The following is a 17,048-nucleotide window of genomic DNA, read 5'->3' on the forward strand; positions in this document are numbered from 1 at the left end:
CCGGGGCTATCCGGTCCAGCGCCAGTCCTCGATCTCCGGCATGTCCTTGCCGTGGCGGGTGATGTAGGCCCTGTGTTCCAGCAGCCTGTCGCGCAGGTGCTGCTGCACGTGGCCCGCGCTGTCGCACAGGCGCGGCACGCGGGCGATCGCGTCGGCGGCGAGGTGGAAGCGGTCCAGCCGGTTGAGCACCGTCATGTCGAAGGGCGTGGTGGTGGTGCCTTCCTCGCAGTAGCCGTGCACGTGGAAGCCGGGATGGTTGCGCCGCTTGTAGATCAGCCGGTGGATCAGCGCCGGATATCCGTGGAACGCGAAGATCACGGGCCTGTCGATGGTGAAGATGGCGTCGAAGTCCGCATCGGGCAGCCCGTGCGGGTGGGCGTCCGGAGACTGCAGCGCCATCAGGTCGACCACGTTCACCACGCGCACCTTCAGTGACGGCAGCTTCTCGCGCAGCAGGTCGACCGCCGCCATCGTCTCCAGCGTCGGCACGTCGCCGGCGCAGGCCATCACCACGTCGGGCGCGCCGCCTTCGTCGTTGCTCGCCCATTCCCAGATGCCCAGGCCGGTGGTGCAGTGGCGGGCCGCCGACTCGATGTCCAGCCACTGGGGCGCGGGCTGCTTGCCGGCCACGATGACGTTCACGTAGTCGCGGCTGCGCAGGCAGTGGTCGACCACCGAAAGCAGGGTGTTGGCGTCGGGCGGCAGGTACACGCGCACCACTTCCGCCTTCTTGCTGGCCACGTGGTCGAGGAAGCCCGGGTCCTGGTGGCTGAAGCCGTTGTGGTCCTGGCGCCAGACGTGGCTGGTGAGCAGGTAGTTCAGCGACGCGATCGGCCGGCGCCAGCCGATGCCGCGCGTCACCTTGAGCCACTTGGCGTGCTGGTTGAACATCGAGTCGACGATGTGGATGAAGGCCTCGTAGCAAGAGAAGAAGCCGTGCCGCCCGGTCAGCAGGTAGCCCTCGAGCCAGCCCTGGCAAAGGTGCTCGCTCAGCACCTCCATCACGCGGCCGTCGGGCGAGAGGTTCTCGTCGCCCGGCCACACCTGCGCGGTCGTGGTCCGCCCGGTCACCTCGAACAGGGCCGAGAGCCGGTTCGACGCGGTCTCGTCCGGCCCCATCACGCGGAAGTTGCGCTCCCGTTCGCTGGCGCGCATGACCTCGCGCAGGAAGGTGCCAGCGACGCGCGTGGCTTCGGCGTCGGTCGCGCCCGGCGCCGCCACGGACACCGCGTGTGCGCGAAAGGGCGGCAGCGCCAGGTCCTTCAGCAGCAGCCCGCCGTTGGCGTGCGGATTGGCGCTCATGCGGCGATCGCCCCTGGGTGCGATCGCGGCGATCTCTGGGCGAAGCGCGCCGTCCGCGTCGAAGAGCTCTTCCGGGCGATAGCTGCGCAGCCATCGCTCCAGCAGTTCGACGTGCTGCGGCCTGGCGGCGAGATCGGCGAGAGGCACCTGGTGCGCGCGGAAGGTGCCCTCGATCTGCACGCCGTCCACGTGGCGCGGTCCGGTCCAGCCCTTGGGGGAGCGCAGCACGATCATCGGCCAGCGGGGGCGCACGCGGAAGCCGTTGGCGCGGGCATCGGCCTGAATGGCGCGGATGCCGTCCAGCGCCGTGTCGAGCGCCGCCGCCATCTGCCTGTGCATGTCGGCGGGCTCGTCGCCCACCACGAAGTACGGTTCGTGGCCGTAGCCACGCAGCAGCTGCGTCAGCTCGTCCTCGCCGATGCGCGCCAGCACGGTCGGGCCGGCGATCTTGTAGCCGTTGAGATGCAGCACCGGCAGCACCGCGCCGTCGCGCTCGGGGTTCAGGAACTTGTTGGAGTGCCAGCTCGCCGCCAGTGCGCCGGTCTCGGCCTCGCCGTCGCCCACCACGCAGCAGGCGAGCAGCGAGGGGTTGTCGAACACGGCGCCGTACGCATGCAGCAGCGAGTAACCGAGTTCGCCGCCTTCGTGGATGGAGCCCGGCGTCTCGGGAGCCGCGTGGCTCGGAATGCCGCCCGGAAAGGAGAACTGGGTGAACAGCCGCCGCAGGCCCGCGGCGTCCCGCCCGACCTCCGGATAGACCTCGCTGTAGCTGCCTTCGAGCCATGTGTTGGCGACCACGCCCGGGCCTCCGTGGCCGGGGCCCGCGATGAAGATCGCGTCGAGATCCCGCGCGTTGATGGCGCGGTTCATGTGCGCGTAGACGAAGTTGAGGCCGGGCGTCGTGCCCCAGTGCCCCAGCAGGCGCGGCTTGATGTGCTGGAGCGCGAGCTTCTCGCGCAGCAGCGGGTTGTCCATCAGGTAGATCTGGCCCACCGACAGGTAGTTGGCGGCGCGCCACCAGGCGTCGAGCAGCGCGAAGTCGTCCGGAGCTGGCGGTTCGGTGGAAGAAGAGGCCATGTCGAAGTTCCCGGGGAATGGATCGACGCTCCAGTATGGGCACGTGGGCGCGCATCGGGTTGATGTCGGTCAAACCCGTAACAACCGATACAGGAAGCGCGGCTTTGTGTTGCCTTGATCCCGCGCAAACCCGGCAAGGCCGCGCCGCGCCAGCATTCGTTTCAGGCCCTTCGGGCCAGGAGTACACGCCATGAGCACCGAATTCACCTTCCCGCTGGCGCTGTGCAAGGCCCAGTACGGCATCTGGCTGCACGCGCTTTCGATGTTCGAGACGATCGGATCGCGGGTGCTGCAGGACTGCATCGCGCTGACCCGCGCCGAGACGGATGCGGTCATGCGCGCCGAGGACTGGCCCGCGCTGGCCATGGCGCCGATGCAGGTGCTGCGGCGCCAGGGACCGAATCTCTCCGCGCATGTGCCTGCGGCCACCCACGAGGCCGCGCAGGCCCAGCCCTCGCGAAAGGCCGTGGTGAGCGAGGCCCTGCACACGCTGCACGGTGCCCTGGCCTGCGCGCCTTCAGCGCACCGGATGAACGCCGGCCGCAAGGCCACCACGGCAAGGCGGCAGGCATGACGCTTTCGACCATCTCGGTGCACCTCGACCACACCGAGTGCTGCGAGGTCCGCACCCGCCTGGCGGCGCGGCTCGCAAGGCTGCACGGGAGCCATCTGATGGGCATCGTGCCCACCTGGGCCCCGGCCGGAACAGGCCCGGCTCCGCGTGGTTCAGGAGATATGGACCGCACGATCGCCGAGGCCTCGCTGCACCTGCGCAGGCGGGCCGAAACCGTCGCGCATGTGTTCCACAGCCGGATACGTCCTGCTGCGTCCTCCAGCGATGCACGGCTGGTGGACGGCGATCCGGTGCAGGCCGTGGTCCACCATGGCCGGGCCAGCGACCTGATCGTCGTCGGGCAGGCCGACGGGGCCGCGGCAGTGTGCGAGGCGGCGAACCGGCTGCCCGAGGACGTCATGCTGAATGCGGGGCGGCCGGTTCTCATCGTTCCGAGTGCGGTGCGCTGCGCCTCTGCGGACCTCGACAGGATCCTCGTGGCCTGGGACGGCAGCAGGGAAGCAGCCATGTCGCTGCGCGGCGCGATGCCGCTGCTGCGCAGTGCCACGCATGTCACGCTGCTGTCCCTGCGCAGGGAGCCCGCCGCAGCCTCGCCGCAGGCGCCCGACCCCGAGGACCTGAGCGGCTGGCTGCTGCGCCATGGCATCCAGGCCAGCGTGGAGCGCATGGTGACGCCGCTGCGCATAGCCGAAGCGCTGCTCGACCGCGCCGAGGTGCTCGCCAGCGATCTGCTCGTGATGGGAGGCTACGGCCATGCCCGCGTGCAGCAGCAGTTGCTGGGCGGCGTGACCCGCGAAGTGCTGATGCGCTCGGGCGTCCCCCTGCTGATGGCGCACTGACACGGCGCCTTCGTTGCCTCGCGGAGCCGCCGGTGCGAGGCTCGGCCCTGTGTTCAGGCCGGATGCGCGCCGGCCCGGCCGGACTCCGGCGCCGCCTGCCGCGGCGGCAGCACGATGAGCCTGTTAAGCAGCGTCGTCAGTCCTTCGGTGCGGCGCGCGGCCCGTTCCACGGCGGCGCGCCGGGCCTCGTCGGCCACTTGGCCGCGCAAGGTAACGACGCCGTCCTTGACGCTCACGTCGACGTCGCAGCCGTTGACGGCGGGGTCCCAGTTGAGTTGGGCGAAGACGTCGTGCCTGAGTTGGATGTCGGGGTTCATGGTCGTTCTCTCCGGCTATCGGGCACGGGCGTCACTTTCCTTCGGTGCCCGCGGGACGGGCCTTGCGCTTCGCCGCTTCGAGCGTGCGCGCAGAAGCGTCGGCAACTGCCTTGGCGGCCGAGCGCATGGCTTCTTCAGCCTTGCCGAGCGCTTCGCGCGTGGCCTGCGCGGCCTTCTCGGCTTCTTCCTTGCCGGCCTGCGCGGACCGGTTCACCGATTCTTCCGCCCGGGCGAGGGCCTCCCTGGATGCCTGGGCAGCCTTGCTGCTTTCTTCCTGAGCCGCGCGCGCGGCGTCCTTGCCTTCGTCGACCGCCTTGGCCGCCGATGTCGCGGTCTTTTCTTCCAGTCGCGTTGCCGCTTCGGCCGCCTTTCGCGCGGCCTGGCGGATGCCCTCGGCCAGGGCCCTCGATACCTTGCCGGCGGTGGCCTTGCTCTTGTCGGCGGCGGACTTGGCGGCATTCATGGCCTGGCGGGCGGCCTTTTCCGCGTCGCGCGCGGCCCGGCCGGCTTCCGCGCGCGTCGCGTCACCCGCTTTCTGCATCGCGCTCTCCGGCGGGCTGAGCTGTCCGGGCGCTGTGTAGTCGGCGGCGAATGCGCAGGCGCCGGCGGCGAGGGCCGCGGACGCCAGCAGGTTGCGCAGTGTGTCGGAGGTCATGCTTCTTTCTTCCTGTGGGTTGTTGTCGTGGAGATGTGTGTGGGGCGAAGGCGCCTTCAGCCCGGCGTCGTCTTCGCGCGCACCAGCAATACGGGCACGGGGCTGCTGCGTGCCACGCGGTCGGCGTCGCTGCCGAGCGCCAGCCGGCTGAGGCCGCGTCGGCCGTGGGTTCCCATCACGATCAGGTCGCAGGCGGCCTTCGCGGCCTCCTCGGTCACGACCTCGGCGATCCGCTCCTGCGTGACTTCGCGCAGCACGGTCTCGGCCTCGACCCCGGCGGCCGTCGCCCTGGCCTGTGCGCGCGCGAGGATCGATTCGCCGTATTCGCGCGCCTTCTGCAGGCCGGCCTCGAAGCTGGAGACGCTCGACATCTCCATCAGCATCGGGAAGTCGTCGACCACGTGGAGCAGGCGCAGCCTGCTTCCGAGTTCGCCGGCCAGGCGGATGGCTTCCTGCAGGCCGCAGTCGGCCGTGGGGCTGCCATCCAGCGGAACCAGCACGTGCTTGTAGACGGACATGGGTTTCTCCTCGGGCCGTTTTCAACGAATGCCCGCCGCCGGCCCCGGCGCGACGGGCAGCCAGATTCTTCCGTCGCCCGCCCGGGCCGGGCTTGCGCCACATCAACATCGCCGCGGCGGTGGCGGCGGCTTGATGTGTGTCAAGCCGCCCGGCGCGCGCGCATGGAGACTGAAGCCGAACCGCCAACCGCCACCTACCGAACACGACCGGACGCCGCCATGTCTCCCCGAATCCTCGTTCCGCTGGACAGCAGCATCGCTTCGCTGCGAGGACTCGACGAAGCCATCCGCCTCGCGGTGCGCGACAACTGCGCGTTGCGGCTCGTGCACGTCGTGGAGGCCGCGAGATACGACGGCGGCGGCAGGCCTGCCGGCGCGGACCTGATCCCGTGGATGGAGCGGGCCGGCGCGCAGATCCTGCAGCTGGGACGGGCGCGGGCCGAAGCGGCCGGCATCCCGGCGCAGACGCTGCTCTTCACCGCGCGGACGGCATGCGTCGCGGACGTCGTCGTCGAGCAGGCCAGGGCCTGGGAGGCCGGGCTGATCGTGATCGGCACGAGCGGACGGCGCGAGGGCCTCGGGCAAGCCGTGCAGGCAGCCGGCGTGATTCCCGTGCGCCTGGTGGTGCACGGCGCGCAGGGGAGGAAGTCCGGCCCCGGGTCGGCGCACGAAGATGTCGCAGCTACAGCCTGAGCCGCCGCGCCCCGCGTGGCCCGTGCGGCTGTGGAGGGCCGTGAGGCCCCGCATCGCCATTGCGCTTGCCGCCGTGGCCGTGATCGCGGCCGGTTCGTGGCTGGGTTCGCAGCTTCTGCTGGGGCCGAGCGTCGACGCGACGATGGTGGTGCGGCGCGACTTCGTGCAGTCGGTGGTTGCCAGCGGACACGTGGAGGCGCCGCATCGCGTGAACATCGGCGTGCAGGTCACAGGTGTCGTGAAGACCGTGCCCGTGGCGGAGGGCCAGCACGTGCGCGCGGGGCAGGTGCTGATCGAGCTCGAGAGCGCGGAATGGTCGGCCGCGCTCGCGCAGGCCGAGGCGGCCGTGTCGCAGGCGAGGGCACGGCTGAGGCAGCTGCGCGAGGTGCAGGCGCCGGTGGCGGCGCAGGCCGTGCGCCAGGCCGAGGTCAACCTGGACAACGCGCGTGCGCAGCTGCGCCGCAACACCGATCTGTTCCGCCAGGGCTTCGTCGGGCAGGCCGCGCTGGACGACCTGCGCAAGGCGGTGGATCTCGCCGAATCGCAGCTGCGCGCGAGCCGCAGGCAGCTCGAGAGCGCGAGCGACGGCGGCAGCGACCATGCGATGGCCGAGACCGCGCTGGCGCAGGCGGTGGCGGGCGCGGCCGTGGCGCGCTCCCGTCTGGTCTATGCGACCGTCGCCGCGCCGGTGGAGGGCACGCTGATCGACCGCGCGGTGGAGCGCGGGGACGTGGTGCAGCCCGGCAAGGCGCTGATGGTGCTGTCGCCGGCCGGCAAGACGCAGCTGGTGGTGCAGATCGACGAGAAGAACCTCCAGATGCTCGCGCCGGGCCAGAAGGCCATCGCCTCGGCCGATGCCTATCCCGGCCAGCGGATGGTGGCCGAGCTGGTCTACATCAATCCGGGCGTGGACGTGCAGCGCGGCTCGGTCGAGGTCAAGCTCGACGTCGCGCAGCCGCCGGCCTACCTGCGCCAGGACATGACGGTGTCGGTCGACATCCAGGTCGCGCAGCGGCAGCAGGCGGTGCTGGTGGCGTCCGATGCGCTGCGCGACGCGGACCTTGTCGGCGCCTGGGTGCTGAAGGTCGACGGCCGCCGTGCGCGGCGCCAGCCGGTGCGCCTGGGGCTTCGCGGCAATGGCTTCGCCGAGGTGCTCGACGGGCTGCGGCCGGGCGACCTGGTGCTGCCGGCGAAGACTCCCGGCATCGGGGAGGGCTCCCGCCTGCGCGCCACGGCAATCTCGCCTGCGGACTTGCGCCCGCCGTCGCCGTGAGGCCTTGAAGCCATGAAGCTATGAAGCCATGAAGAGCCGCTGGCTGCCCTTCGAATGGATCGTGGCGATCCGCTTCCTGCGCGAGGGGCGGATGCAGACGCTTTTCATCGTGGCCGGCATCGCGATCGGGGTGGCGGTGATCGTGTTCATGTCGGCGCTGCTCACCGGACTGCAATCCAACTTCATCCGCCGCGTGCTCATGGCGCAGTCGCACATCCAGCTGCTGCCGCCGAAGGAGGTGGCGCGCGCGCTCGGGGCGGCGGACGCGCTGGAAGACGCCGTGGTGCAGGCGCCGCTGCAAAGGCTCAAGTCGATCGACCAGTGGCAGTCGGTCGCGGCGCAGGTACGCGCCATGCCGGGCGTGGAGGTCGTCTCGCCCACGGCGAGCGGCTCCGCGCTCGCGATCCGGGGCGAGGCGAGCCGTGCCGTCTCTGTCAACGGCATCGATCCGGCGCAGTACTTCCTCATCGTGGCATTGCCCGAGAAGATCGTGCGTGGCAGCACGCGCCTCACGCCGGGCGACATCCTGATCGGCACCGACCTGGCGAGCGACCTGGGCGTGGGCATCGGCGACAAGCTGCGGGTGTCGTCGGCCAGCGGCGGCAACCAGACGCTCATGGTGACCGGCCTCTTCGACCTAGGCAGCAAGCCCGCCAACCAGCGCACCACCTTCGTGGCACTGCGCACGGCACAGAGCCTGCTGGGCCTTGTAGGCGGCGTCTCCAGCCTCGAAGTGAAGGTGAGGGACATCTACGCCGCCGACGTGATCGCGCAGCGCATCACCGCGGGCACCGGCGTGGAGGCCGACAGCTGGATCGCCACCAACGCGCAGTTCTTCACGGCGGTGCAGGCGCAGAAGACTTCGAACACCACCATCCGCTTCTTCGTCGGCCTGTCGGTGGCCTTCGGCATCGCGAGCGTGCTGGTGGTGTCGGTCGTGCAGAAGTCGCGGGAGATCGGCATCCTGCGCGCGATGGGCATCTCGCGCGGCCAGGTGCTGCGGGTCTTCCTGCTGCAGGGCGGGCTTCTGGGGCTGCTCGGTTCCCTGGGCGGTGCGGGCATGGGCCTGGTGGCGCTGCTGCTGTGGCAGCGCTATGCGCTCAACCCCGACGGCACGCCGCTTTTTCCGCTGGCCATCGAGCCGGGTCTTTTCGTGGCTTCGCTGCTGCTGGCCACGCTGACAGGGCTGGTGGCGGCGTTTGCGCCGGCGCTGCGAGCGGCGCGGCTCGACCCGGTGGTGGCGATCCGTGGCTGAGCCCGTCGTCAGCCTGCGCGACGTGCACAAGGCCTTCAACCTCGGGCTGCCGAACGAGACGCAGGTGCTGCACGGCATCGACCTCACGCTGGCGCGCGGCGAGTTCTGCGCCGTCATGGGGCCGTCGGGTTCGGGCAAGAGCACGCTGCTGAACATCGTCGGGCTGCTCGACCGGCCCACCAGCGGTTCGCTGCGCATCGGCGGCGAAGAGACGCGCCTGCTCGACGAGCGTTCGCTCACGCGGCTACGCGGGCACAACATCGGCTTCATCTTCCAGTACCACAACCTGCTCGCCGGCTTCACCGCGCTGGAGAACGTGGCGATGCCCATGCTCGGTGATGCCGGCTTCTCCAGGAACGACATGGCGCAGCGCGCGGCCGCGCTGCTGGAGAGCGTGGGCTTGGCGAAATGGCGCGACAGCATGGTCACCGAGCTCAGCGGCGGCCAGCAGCAGCGCGTGGCCGTGGCCCGCTCGCTGGCGATGGACCCGCCGCTGCTGCTCGCGGACGAGCCCACGGGCAACCTCGACACCAGGTCGGCGGACGCCGTCTTCGAGCTTCTGAGAAAAGCCAACCGCGAGCGCGGCATGGCGGTGCTCTTCGTCACGCACAACCCCGAGCTGGCCGGACGCTGCGACCGCATCATCCAGGTGGTGGATGGCATGATCCGCGATTGATGCACGTCAATCCGGAGGCCGCGCGGATGCCCAGAATGGATGCGTGAAGAGCGGGCAGGCATCGATGTTGCAGACGCAGCCTTGCCCGGCAAGGAGCCATCCCGTGTACCGACGAATACTCGTTCCCATAGACGGCAGCCCGGCATCGGCCCAGGGCATCGAGGAAGCGATCCGCCTCGCCAGGCCGATGAGAAGCCGGGTGCGGCTGCTCCACGCCATCGACGATCTCTCGGTTTCCCGTGCCGGCTATGCCCACGACAGGTCGCAGCAGCTGCGCGAAGAAGCCTCGCGCATGCTCGCCCGCAGCGCCGAGCGAGTCCGTTCGGCCGGGGTCGAGGTCGACACCGTGCTCTACAACGAAACGGACGGTACCGTGGCCAGCCTCGTCGCGGACGAGGCGCGTGGCTGGCATGCCGACCTGATCATTGCCGGCACCCGAGGCCGGCGCGGCCTCGGGCAGCTGCTGCTCGGAAGCAGCACGGAGCGGATCGTGCGCGGCTCCAGTGTTCCCGTGCTGCTGGTGCATGCGGCCGTGGGCGAGCAGGCGACCGCCGGGTAGCGTCAGTACTGTCGACCGCGGCGCTCGATGAGTTCGAAGATGCCCATGCCCGCGAGCATCGCGAGCACGAAGACAAGGGCCTTGGCTTCGCCCATGCCCAGCGCGACGAGGCCCGGGCCGGGGCAGAGACCCGCGATGCCCCAGCCCACGCCGAAGACCACGCTGCCGACGACCAGGCGCCGGTCGATCTCGCGTGAGGACGGCAGGCGCATCGCCGCGCCCAGCAGGGACATGCTGCGCCGCCTTGCCGCCAGGAACGCGACCGACCCGACGGCGATGGCGCCCGCCATGACGAAGGCCAGGGACGGGTCCCAGTGGCCGGCGAGGTCCAGGAAGCCGAGCACCTTGGCCGGATTGGCCATGCCCGAGACGATGAGGCCGAGCCCGAAGACGAGTCCGGAGAGCAGCGAGGCGAGGGCGATCATGGCGTTCTCCTCAGATGCCGAGCAGATGACGCACCACGAACACCGTGGCGAAGCCCGCGCCCATGAACGATATGGTCGCCACGAACGAGCGCGGCGACAGGCGGGAGAGGCCGCAGACACCGTGGCCGCTGGTGCAGCCGGAGCCGTAGCGCGTGCCCAGGCCGACGAGCAGGCCGGCCAGCACCAGCGTGCCGTAGCCGGCATCGATCTGCGGGCGGGGCAGTACCGCGAAGAGCAGGTAGAGCGACGGCGCGCCCACGAGCCCAAGCAAGAAGGCGGCGCGCCAGCCGGTGTCGCCCTTCGAGGGCCTCAGCAGGTCCCCCAGCACGCCGCTGATGCCCGCGATGCGTCCGTTGAGCAGCACGAACATTGCCGCGGCGAGGCCGATGAGCGCGCCGCCTGCCAGCGCGGCGAGGGGCGTGAAGTGGTTCCAGTCGATGGACATCATTTCTCCGGGGGGCAGTAGAGGCGATAGAGCACGCGAAGGATCTCCATGAGCGCCGGGTCGGTCACGCTGTAGAAGATGTTCTTGCCTTCGCGGCGGGTGTCGACCACGCCTTCGTTGCGCAGCACGCCCAGTTGCTGCGACAGCGTGGGCTGGTGGATGCCGAGTGTTTCCTCGAGGTCGCTGACGCACATCTCGCCCTGCGAGAGCTGGCACAGCAGCAGCAGCCGGTCTTCATTGGCCAGCAGCTTGAGTGCCGTGACCGCCTTGCCAGCGGCACCGCGCAGCATTTGGGGATCGATGGCGAGGGAGGATTTCTTCACGGGACGGGTTGACGTTTTCGATTTCAATATTATATTTAAATATATATTGTTTGTCTCGGGAACCGCCATGACCTCACGCACCACGATCCAGGGTTTTTTCGATCCCGCCACGGGCACGGTGTCCTATGTGGTGTGGGAGCACGCGGGCAGGCACGCTGCGGTCATCGATCCGGTGCTCGACTACGACTTCAAGTCGGGTCACACCGGCACCGCCTCGGCCGACAGGCTGCTGGCCTACCTGCGCGAGCACGCGCTGCAGCTCGACTGGATCCTGGAGACGCACGCGCATGCCGATCACCTGTCCGGCGCGCGCCACGTGCAGCAGCATGCAGGCGGAAAGATCGCCATCGGCGAGAACATCCGCGTGGTCCAGTCGACCTTCGGCAAGCTCTTCAACTTCGAGCGCGCCTTCCTGCCCGACGGAAGCCAGTTCGACCACCTGTTCAGGGACGGCGAAGTCTTCAGCATCGGCGAAGTGGAAGCCACCGCCTTGCTGGTGCCTGGCCACACGCCCGCGGACATGGCCTACCTGGTCGATGGCGCCGTCTTCGTCGGCGACACGCTCTTCATGCCCGACCTCGGCAGCGCACGCGCCGACTTCCCCGGCGGCGACGCCCGCCAGCTCTACGAGTCGATGCGCAGGCTGCTGGAGCTGCCGCCCGACACCGCCATGTACGTCTGCCATGACTATCCGCCGCCATCGAGGCAGGCCAGCTGGCAGACCACGGTGGCGCAGCAGCGTGCCCACAACATCCACGTGCGCGACGGCATCGGGGCCGACGAGTTCGTGGCGATGCGAACGGCGCGCGACGCGACGCTGGACGTGCCCACGCTGATCCTGCCGTCGATCCAGGTGAACGTGCGCGGCGGCCGGCTTCCGCCTGCCGACGACAACGGCGTCGCGTACCTGCGCATCCCGGTGGATGCGCTTGCCGTGCACCGGCGCCCGGCGGGCGGATAGCCAGTTGGGTCAGTGCGTCTCGGTCAGCTGATCGAGGATCGCCGGGTTCTCCAGCGTCGAGACGTCCTGTGCGATCGCCTCTCCCCTGGCGACCGAGCGCAGCAGGCGGCGCATGATCTTGCCGCTGCGCGTCTTGGGCAGGTTGTCGGCGAAGCGGATTTCCCTGGGCTTGGCGATGGGGCCGATCTCCTTGCCGATCCACGCGCGCAGTTCGGCGGCCAGCCGGTCGGCCTCCTTGCCGGCGGGTCGCGGCTGCTTGAGCACCACGAAGGCGCAGATCGCCTCGCCCGTGGTCTCGTCGGGCCGGCCGACCACTGCGGCCTCGGCCACCAGCGCGGTGCATGCCACGAGCGCCGATTCGATTTCCATCGTGCCCATGCGGTGGCCGCTGACGTTGAGCACGTCGTCGATGCGACCGCCGATGGTGAAGTAGCGCGTGAGCCTGTCGCGCGCGGCGCCGTCGCCCGCCAGGTAATAGCCGCGCAGCTCCGGCGGAAAGTAGCTTGAGCGGTAGCGCGCGTCGTCGCCCCACACCGCGCGGATCATGCTCGGCCATGGCTTCTTGATGACGAGCAGGCCGCTCTCGCCGTCGGGCACGTCGTTCCCGGTCTCGTCGACGATGGCCGCCGCGATGCCAGGAAAGGGCAGGGTGCAGGACCCCGGCACGAGATCGGTGGCGCCGGGCAGCGGCGTGATCATGTGGCCGCCTGTCTCGGTCTGCCACCAGGTGTCGAGCACCGGGCAGCGGCCGCCGCCCACGTGCTGGCGATACCACTCCCAGGCGGCCGGATTGATCGGCTCGCCCACCGAGCCCAGCACGCGCAGGCTGCCGAGGTCATGGCGATCGGGGTGCACGGCCGGGTTGCCCTCGGCCGCCTTGATCAGCGACCGGATGGCGGTGGGAGCCGTGTAGAACACCGTGACGCGGTGCCGCTCGATCATCTGCCAGAAGCGTCCCGCGTCGGGGTAGGTGGGCACGCCCTCGAACACCACCTGCGTCGCACCGATGGCCAGCGGCCCATAGGCGATGTAGGTGTGGCCCGTGACCCAGCCGATGTCCGCCGTGCACCAGAACACGTCGTCGTCGTGCATGTCGAAGGTCCACTTGGTGGTGAGCGCCGCGTGCAGCAGATAGCCGCCGCTGCAGTGCTGCACACCCTTGGGCTTGCCGGTGGAGCCCGAGGTGTAGAGCAGGAACAGCGGGTGCTCGGCACCGACCCACTCGGGCTCGCAGCTGTCGCCCTGGGCCTGCGTGATCTCGTGCATCCACACGTCGCGCGCTGTCCACTCGATGGGCTCGCCCGTGCGCCGATGGACGACGACCGAGCGCACCGCCTCGCAGCCGCCGAGCGCGAGCGCCTCGTCGACCAGCGCCTTCAGCGGCAGCCGCTTGCCCCCGCGGACCTGCTGGTCGGAGGTGACGACCACAGTGGCGCCGGTGTCGGCGACGCGGTCGCGCAGCGCATGCGCGGAGAAGCCGCCGAACACCACGGAATGCACCGCGCCCAGCCGCGCGCAGGCCTGCATCGCCACGACGCCCTCGACCGACATCGGCATGTAGATGACCACGCGGTCGCCCTTGCCCACGCCGAGCGACTTCAGCGCATTGGCCATGCGGCAGGTCTGCGCCAGCAGCTGCGCATAGGTGGTGCGCGTGACCTGCCCGTCGTCCGACTCGAAGACGATCGCCACCTTGTCGCCCCTGCCGGCGGCCACCTGGCGGTCCAGGCAGTTCCATGAGACGTTGAGCGTGCCGTCCTCGAACCACCTGTAGTGCGGTGCGTCGCTGCTGTCCAGCGTCCTGGTGAAAGGCGTCTTCCAGCCGACGAACTCGCGCGCCAGGCGGGCCCAGTAGCCCTCGTGGTCGGCTTCCGCCTCGGCCACCAGCGCGTCGTAGGCGGCGCGGCCTGCGACGTGGGCGGTGCGGGAGAGCGCCTGCGGCGGCGCATAGGTGGGCAGGCGGGGCTGCGGATCGGGAGCGTTCATGTCTCGTGTCCTTCTGAAGGTTGCGAGATCTTGCCGGCGCACGACGGGAAAAGCTTGCGCCAGCGCAAGCCTCGCGCCGGTGCGTGCGTTCCTAATTCGCCCATCGCAAACAAGGAGACTCCATGGAAGACGACCTGGCCGCGCGCATCGCCGCCCACCCCAAGTACCAGCAACTCAAGCGCCGGCGCGACCGCTTCGGCTGGACACTCGCGGTGCTGATGCTCGCCGCGTACTACGGCTTCGTGCTGCTGGTGGCCTTCGACAAGGAATTCCTGGCGCGGCGCATCGGCGACGGCGTCATGACCCTGGGCATGCCGCTCGGCTTCGGCGTGATCGTGTTCACCGTGGCGATCACCGCCTACTACGTGCGCCGTGCGAACGCCGAGTTCGACGCGCTCTCCGATGCGGTGGTCAAGGCCGTGAAGGGGAACAAGCCATGAGCCCGCGTTCCTCGACCATCCTGCGCACGCGATCCGCCGCGGTCTTCTGCGCGCTGTCGGCCCTCGGCGCGGCGGCTCTCGCGGCCGGCGCCGACATGGGCCAGCTGCAGAAGCAGGCCACCAACTGGACCGCCATCGGCATGTTCGGCCTCTTCGTGGTGGCGACCCTCTTCATCACCAAGTGGGCCGCTGCGCGCACCCGCTCGGCGTCCGACTTCTACACGGCCGGCGGCGGCATCACGGGTTTCCAGAACGGGCTCGCCATCGCCGGCGACTACATGTCGGCGGCATCGTTCCTCGGCATCTCGGCGGCGGTGATGGCTTCCGGCTACGACGGGCTGATCTACTCCATCGGCTTCCTCGTCGGCTGGCCGGTCATCACCTTCCTGATGGCGGAGCGGCTGCGCAACCTCGGCAAGTTCACCTTCGCCGACGTGGCGGCCTTTCGCTTCGCACAGACGCCGGTGCGCATCTTCGCGGCCTCCGGCACGCTGGTGGTGGTGGCCTTCTATCTGATCGCGCAGATGGTGGGCGCGGGGCAGCTGATCAAGCTGCTTTTCGGCCTCGAGTACTGGGTGGCGGTGGTCATCGTCGGCTCGCTGATGATGGTGTACGTGCTCTTCGGCGGCATGACGGCCACGACCTGGGTGCAGATCATCAAGGCCGGCCTGCTGCTGGGCGGCGCGAGCTTCATGGCGATCTCTGTGCTCTGGCACTTCGGCTTCAGCCCCGAGGCGATGTTCGCGGGCGCGGTCAAGGTCAAGACCGACCTGGCGCTGAAGGACGGCAAGACCGCCGAGGTGGCCGCGAGCATCGGCCAGTCGATCATGGGGCCGGGCAATTTCGTGAAGGACCCGATCTCCGCCATCTCCTTCGGCATGGCGCTCATGTTCGGCACGGCCGGGCTGCCGCACATCCTGATGCGCTTCTTCACCGTGCCCAGCGCGAAGGAAGCGCGCAAGTCGGTCATGTGGGCGACCGGATGGATCGGCTACTTCTACCTGCTGACCTTCATCATCGGCTTCGGCGCCATCACCTTCGTGCTGACGAATCCGGACTTCCTCGACGCCAAGGGCCTGCTCAGGGGCGGCGGCAACATGGCGGCGATCCACCTGGCGAGCGCAGTGGGCGGCAACGTGTTCCTCGGCTTCATCTCGGCCGTGGCCTTTGCCACGATCCTGGCCGTGGTGGCGGGCCTCACGCTCTCGGGCGCCTCGGCCGTCTCGCACGACCTGTACGCCACCGTCATCAGGAAGGGCGACGCGGGCAGCGCGGCCGAGCTGCGGGTGTCCAGGATCACCACGCTGGCGCTCGGTGCGCTGGCGGTGCTGCTGGGCATCGTGTTCGAGAAGCAGAACATCGCCTTCATGGTGTCGCTGGCCTTCGCCATCGCGGCCTCGGCCAACTTCCCCGTGCTCTTCATGTCGGTGCTCTGGAAGGGCTGCACCACGCGCGGGGCGGTGATCGGCGGCTTCCTCGGGCTGGTGTCCTCCGTGGCTCTCACGGTGGTGTCGCCCTCGGTGTGGGAGGCCACCTTCGGCAACCCGCCCGGCTCCTCGCTGTTCCCGTACACCTCGCCGTGCCTGTTCTCGATGAGCATCGCCTTCGTGGGGATCTGGCTGTTCTCGGTGCTCGACCGCAGCGCGCGTGCGCAGGTCGACCGGGGCGGCTTCCTGGCGCAGCAGGTGCGTTCGGAAACCGGCATCGGCGCGCACGGTCCGAGCGGGCACTGAACCGGTGTGTCGGGCGCGCGGGTGCCCGGCCTTGAATCCGCGCCGCAGGGCTCAGCCGGCGCCTATCAGCACCTTGACATGCGCCGCGGCGCTGCGGGCGAGGGCGCTCAGCGCATAGCCGCCTTCGAGGCACGAGATCACGCGCCCGCCGCAATGGCGCAGCGCCACCTCCATGAGCTGCCGGGTGACCCAGGCGTAGTCGTTCTCCACCAGGCCGAGGTTGCCCATGTCGTCCTCCCTGTGCCCGTCGAAGCCTGCCGAGACATACACGAACTGCGGCGCGAAGGCCTCGAGCGCCGGCAGCCAGTGCCCGGTGACTGCCGCCCTGAACGCGTCGCTGCCCGAGCGCGAGGGCAGCCCGATGTTCACCATCCGCGGGCCGCTGTCGTCCTCGCCCGCGAAAGGGTAGATGCCCTTCTCGAAGATCGAGCACATGAGCACGCGCTCGTCGTCGCGGAAGATGTCTGCGCTGCCGTTGCCGTGGTGCACGTCGAAGTCGATGAGGGCCACGCGCCTCAGGCCGTGAACGTCCAGCGCGTGGCGGATGCCTACCGCCACGTTGTTGAAGAAGCAGAAGCCCATGGCCGCGTCACGCGTGGCGTGATGGCCCGGCGGGCGCACGTTGCAGAAGGCGGTGGGCGCCTCGCCGGCCAGCACAAGGTCGGTGGCCAGCACCGCGGCCCCGGCGGCGCGCAGCGCGGCCTGCAGGGTGTGCGGGTTCATCAGGGTGTCGGGGTCGACGAAGCGATGTCCCTCGGCGGGTGCCATCGCGACGAGTTCGCGCACATGCGACATCGTGTGCGCGCGCGCCAGCTGGGCCTGCGTGGCAAGCGGGGCGTCGTACGGGGCCATGTAGTCGAGCAGGCCCGCGATCAGCAGACGGTCGTGGATGGCGGAAAGCCGCTCGGGGCTTTCCGGATGGCCCGCGCCCATGTCGTGGCGCGCGCAATCTGCGTGTGTGATGTAGGCGCTCAGCATGCGGGCTCCTTGCTTCTTC

Annotated in this window: 19 protein-coding genes; 10 read left to right on the plus strand and 9 right to left on the minus strand. The window is 69.7% G+C overall.

What is annotated here, in order from left to right:
• Window positions 1–6: 6 nt before the first annotated feature.
• Window positions 7–2,379 (minus strand): phosphoketolase, encoded by a 2,373-nt coding sequence (locus ABL844_RS16385; protein WP_418128195.1) that lies wholly within the window; start codon window positions 2,377–2,379, stop codon window positions 7–9.
• Window positions 2,380–2,569: 190 nt separating this feature from the next.
• Between ABL844_RS16385 and ABL844_RS16390 the strand changes: the two genes are divergently transcribed.
• On the plus strand, window positions 2,570–2,953 hold the full coding sequence (locus tag ABL844_RS16390; RefSeq protein ID WP_418128196.1) for a hypothetical protein: 384 nt from the start codon (window positions 2,570–2,572) through the stop codon (window positions 2,951–2,953).
• Window positions 2,950–3,792 carry a universal stress protein gene (locus ABL844_RS16395; RefSeq protein ID WP_418128197.1) on the plus strand — a complete coding sequence of 281 codons (843 nt, stop codon included), beginning with the start codon at window positions 2,950–2,952 and terminating at the stop codon, window positions 3,790–3,792. Before ABL844_RS16390 ends, ABL844_RS16395 begins: the two co-directional genes overlap by 4 nt.
• 53 nt (window positions 3,793–3,845) lie before the next feature.
• Here ABL844_RS16395 and ABL844_RS16400 read toward each other — a convergent pair whose 3' ends face one another.
• Genes ABL844_RS16400 through ABL844_RS16410 form a run of 3 tightly spaced genes read right to left on the minus strand, consistent with a single transcriptional unit; the run spans window position 3,846 to window position 5,282 of the window.
• On the minus strand, window positions 3,846–4,109 hold the full coding sequence (locus ABL844_RS16400) for a BON domain-containing protein (protein ID WP_418128198.1): 264 nt from the start codon (window positions 4,107–4,109) through the stop codon (window positions 3,846–3,848).
• A 31-nt stretch (window positions 4,110–4,140) separates the two neighbouring features.
• A complete protein-coding gene (locus ABL844_RS16405) occupies window positions 4,141–4,764 on the minus strand; it encodes a hypothetical protein (protein ID WP_126019849.1) in 624 nt (207 codons plus the stop codon).
• A 56-nt stretch (window positions 4,765–4,820) separates the two neighbouring features.
• Window positions 4,821–5,282 carry a universal stress protein gene (locus tag ABL844_RS16410; RefSeq protein ID WP_418128199.1) on the minus strand — a complete coding sequence of 154 codons (462 nt, stop codon included), beginning with the start codon at window positions 5,280–5,282 and terminating at the stop codon, window positions 4,821–4,823.
• 219 nt (window positions 5,283–5,501) lie between these two features.
• Between ABL844_RS16410 and ABL844_RS16415 the strand changes: the two genes are divergently transcribed.
• The 5 genes from ABL844_RS16415 to ABL844_RS16435 all read left to right on the plus strand — a co-directional run bounded on the left by ABL844_RS16415 (window position 5,502) and on the right by ABL844_RS16435 (window position 9,738).
• Window positions 5,502–5,975, plus strand: a complete 474-nt coding sequence (locus ABL844_RS16415; protein WP_418128200.1) for a universal stress protein — start codon at window positions 5,502–5,504, stop codon at window positions 5,973–5,975.
• A gap of 40 nt (window positions 5,976–6,015) precedes the next feature.
• Window positions 6,016–7,248, plus strand: a complete 1,233-nt coding sequence (locus tag ABL844_RS16420) for an efflux RND transporter periplasmic adaptor subunit (RefSeq protein ID WP_418128201.1) — start codon at window positions 6,016–6,018, stop codon at window positions 7,246–7,248.
• 28 nt (window positions 7,249–7,276) lie between these two features.
• Entirely contained in the window at window positions 7,277–8,503 is a 1,227-nt protein-coding gene (locus tag ABL844_RS16425) for an ABC transporter permease (protein WP_418128202.1), read from the plus strand.
• Window positions 8,496–9,179 (plus strand): ABC transporter ATP-binding protein, encoded by a 684-nt coding sequence (locus ABL844_RS16430; RefSeq protein ID WP_418128203.1) that lies wholly within the window; start codon window positions 8,496–8,498, stop codon window positions 9,177–9,179. The genes ABL844_RS16425 and ABL844_RS16430 overlap by 8 nt, the downstream gene beginning before the upstream one ends.
• Before the next feature lie 103 nt (window positions 9,180–9,282).
• Window positions 9,283–9,738, plus strand: coding sequence for a universal stress protein (locus tag ABL844_RS16435; RefSeq protein WP_126019861.1), 456 nt, complete (start codon window positions 9,283–9,285; stop codon window positions 9,736–9,738).
• Window positions 9,739–9,740: 2 nt separating this feature from the next.
• Here the strand turns inward: ABL844_RS16435 and ABL844_RS16440 are convergent, their stop codons facing one another.
• The 3 genes from ABL844_RS16440 to ABL844_RS16450 are packed head-to-tail and all read right to left on the minus strand — an operon-like array spanning window position 9,741 to window position 10,898.
• Window positions 9,741–10,163 carry a DUF6691 family protein gene (locus ABL844_RS16440; protein ID WP_418128204.1) on the minus strand — a complete coding sequence of 141 codons (423 nt, stop codon included), beginning with the start codon at window positions 10,161–10,163 and terminating at the stop codon, window positions 9,741–9,743.
• 10 nt (window positions 10,164–10,173) lie between these two features.
• Window positions 10,174–10,608, minus strand: a complete 435-nt coding sequence (locus ABL844_RS16445; RefSeq protein WP_418128205.1) for a YeeE/YedE family protein — start codon at window positions 10,606–10,608, stop codon at window positions 10,174–10,176.
• A complete protein-coding gene (locus tag ABL844_RS16450; protein WP_240650531.1) occupies window positions 10,608–10,898 on the minus strand; it encodes an ArsR/SmtB family transcription factor in 291 nt (96 codons plus the stop codon). Before ABL844_RS16450 ends, ABL844_RS16445 begins: the two co-directional genes overlap by 1 nt.
• A gap of 100 nt (window positions 10,899–10,998) precedes the next feature.
• Between ABL844_RS16450 and ABL844_RS16455 the strand changes: the two genes are divergently transcribed.
• The gene (locus ABL844_RS16455) at window positions 10,999–11,892 is read left to right on the plus strand and encodes an MBL fold metallo-hydrolase (RefSeq protein ID WP_418128206.1); all 894 of its coding nucleotides are present in this window, start codon (window positions 10,999–11,001) and stop codon (window positions 11,890–11,892) included.
• A gap of 9 nt (window positions 11,893–11,901) precedes the next feature.
• Here ABL844_RS16455 and acs read toward each other — a convergent pair whose 3' ends face one another.
• The gene (gene acs, locus ABL844_RS16460) at window positions 11,902–13,878 is read right to left on the minus strand and encodes an acetate--CoA ligase (RefSeq protein ID WP_418128207.1); all 1,977 of its coding nucleotides are present in this window, start codon (window positions 13,876–13,878) and stop codon (window positions 11,902–11,904) included.
• Between the two features lie 122 nt (window positions 13,879–14,000).
• Between acs and ABL844_RS16465 the strand changes: the two genes are divergently transcribed.
• Together ABL844_RS16465 and ABL844_RS16470 are read left to right on the plus strand one after the other, a co-directional pair.
• Window positions 14,001–14,318 carry a DUF485 domain-containing protein gene (locus ABL844_RS16465; protein ID WP_126019879.1) on the plus strand — a complete coding sequence of 106 codons (318 nt, stop codon included), beginning with the start codon at window positions 14,001–14,003 and terminating at the stop codon, window positions 14,316–14,318.
• On the plus strand, window positions 14,315–16,051 hold the full coding sequence (locus ABL844_RS16470) for a cation acetate symporter (RefSeq protein ID WP_418128208.1): 1,737 nt from the start codon (window positions 14,315–14,317) through the stop codon (window positions 16,049–16,051). The genes ABL844_RS16465 and ABL844_RS16470 overlap by 4 nt, the downstream gene beginning before the upstream one ends.
• Before the next feature lie 51 nt (window positions 16,052–16,102).
• On the opposite strand, the gene ABL844_RS16475 is transcribed toward ABL844_RS16470, so the two are convergent.
• Entirely contained in the window at window positions 16,103–17,029 is a 927-nt protein-coding gene (locus tag ABL844_RS16475) for a histone deacetylase family protein (RefSeq protein ID WP_418128209.1), read from the minus strand.
• Between the last annotated feature and the right edge of the window lie 19 nt (window positions 17,030–17,048).

This window comes from Variovorax sp. 278MFTsu5.1 (genome assembly GCF_048305045.1).
GTDB lineage: Bacteria > Pseudomonadota > Gammaproteobacteria > Burkholderiales > Burkholderiaceae_C > Variovorax > Variovorax guangxiensis.

Excerpts from the sequence above, each read along its gene's own strand:
- ABL844_RS16385 (WP_418128195.1), bottom strand. The coding sequence starts at position 2,379 with ATGGCCTCTTCTTCCACCGAACCGCCAGCTCCGGACGACTTCGCGCTG.
- ABL844_RS16390 (WP_418128196.1), top strand. The coding sequence starts at position 2,570 with ATGAGCACCGAATTCACCTTCCCGCTGGCGCTGTGCAAGGCCCAGTAC.
- ABL844_RS16395 (WP_418128197.1), top strand. The coding sequence starts at position 2,950 with ATGACGCTTTCGACCATCTCGGTGCACCTCGACCACACCGAGTGCTGC.
- ABL844_RS16400 (WP_418128198.1), bottom strand. The coding sequence starts at position 4,109 with ATGAACCCCGACATCCAACTCAGGCACGACGTCTTCGCCCAACTCAAC.
- ABL844_RS16405 (WP_126019849.1), bottom strand. The coding sequence starts at position 4,764 with ATGACCTCCGACACACTGCGCAACCTGCTGGCGTCCGCGGCCCTCGCC.
- ABL844_RS16410 (WP_418128199.1), bottom strand. The coding sequence starts at position 5,282 with ATGTCCGTCTACAAGCACGTGCTGGTTCCGCTGGATGGCAGCCCCACG.
- ABL844_RS16415 (WP_418128200.1), top strand. The coding sequence starts at position 5,502 with ATGTCTCCCCGAATCCTCGTTCCGCTGGACAGCAGCATCGCTTCGCTG.
- ABL844_RS16425 (WP_418128202.1), top strand. The coding sequence starts at position 7,277 with ATGAAGAGCCGCTGGCTGCCCTTCGAATGGATCGTGGCGATCCGCTTC.
- ABL844_RS16440 (WP_418128204.1), bottom strand. The coding sequence starts at position 10,163 with ATGATCGCCCTCGCCTCGCTGCTCTCCGGACTCGTCTTCGGGCTCGGC.
- ABL844_RS16445 (WP_418128205.1), bottom strand. The coding sequence starts at position 10,608 with ATGTCCATCGACTGGAACCACTTCACGCCCCTCGCCGCGCTGGCAGGC.
- ABL844_RS16450 (WP_240650531.1), bottom strand. The coding sequence starts at position 10,898 with ATGCTGCGCGGTGCCGCTGGCAAGGCGGTCACGGCACTCAAGCTGCTG.
- ABL844_RS16455 (WP_418128206.1), top strand. The coding sequence starts at position 10,999 with ATGACCTCACGCACCACGATCCAGGGTTTTTTCGATCCCGCCACGGGC.
- acs (WP_418128207.1), bottom strand. The coding sequence starts at position 13,878 with ATGAACGCTCCCGATCCGCAGCCCCGCCTGCCCACCTATGCGCCGCCG.
- ABL844_RS16465 (WP_126019879.1), top strand. The coding sequence starts at position 14,001 with ATGGAAGACGACCTGGCCGCGCGCATCGCCGCCCACCCCAAGTACCAG.
- ABL844_RS16470 (WP_418128208.1), top strand. The coding sequence starts at position 14,315 with ATGAGCCCGCGTTCCTCGACCATCCTGCGCACGCGATCCGCCGCGGTC.
- ABL844_RS16475 (WP_418128209.1), bottom strand. The coding sequence starts at position 17,029 with ATGCTGAGCGCCTACATCACACACGCAGATTGCGCGCGCCACGACATG.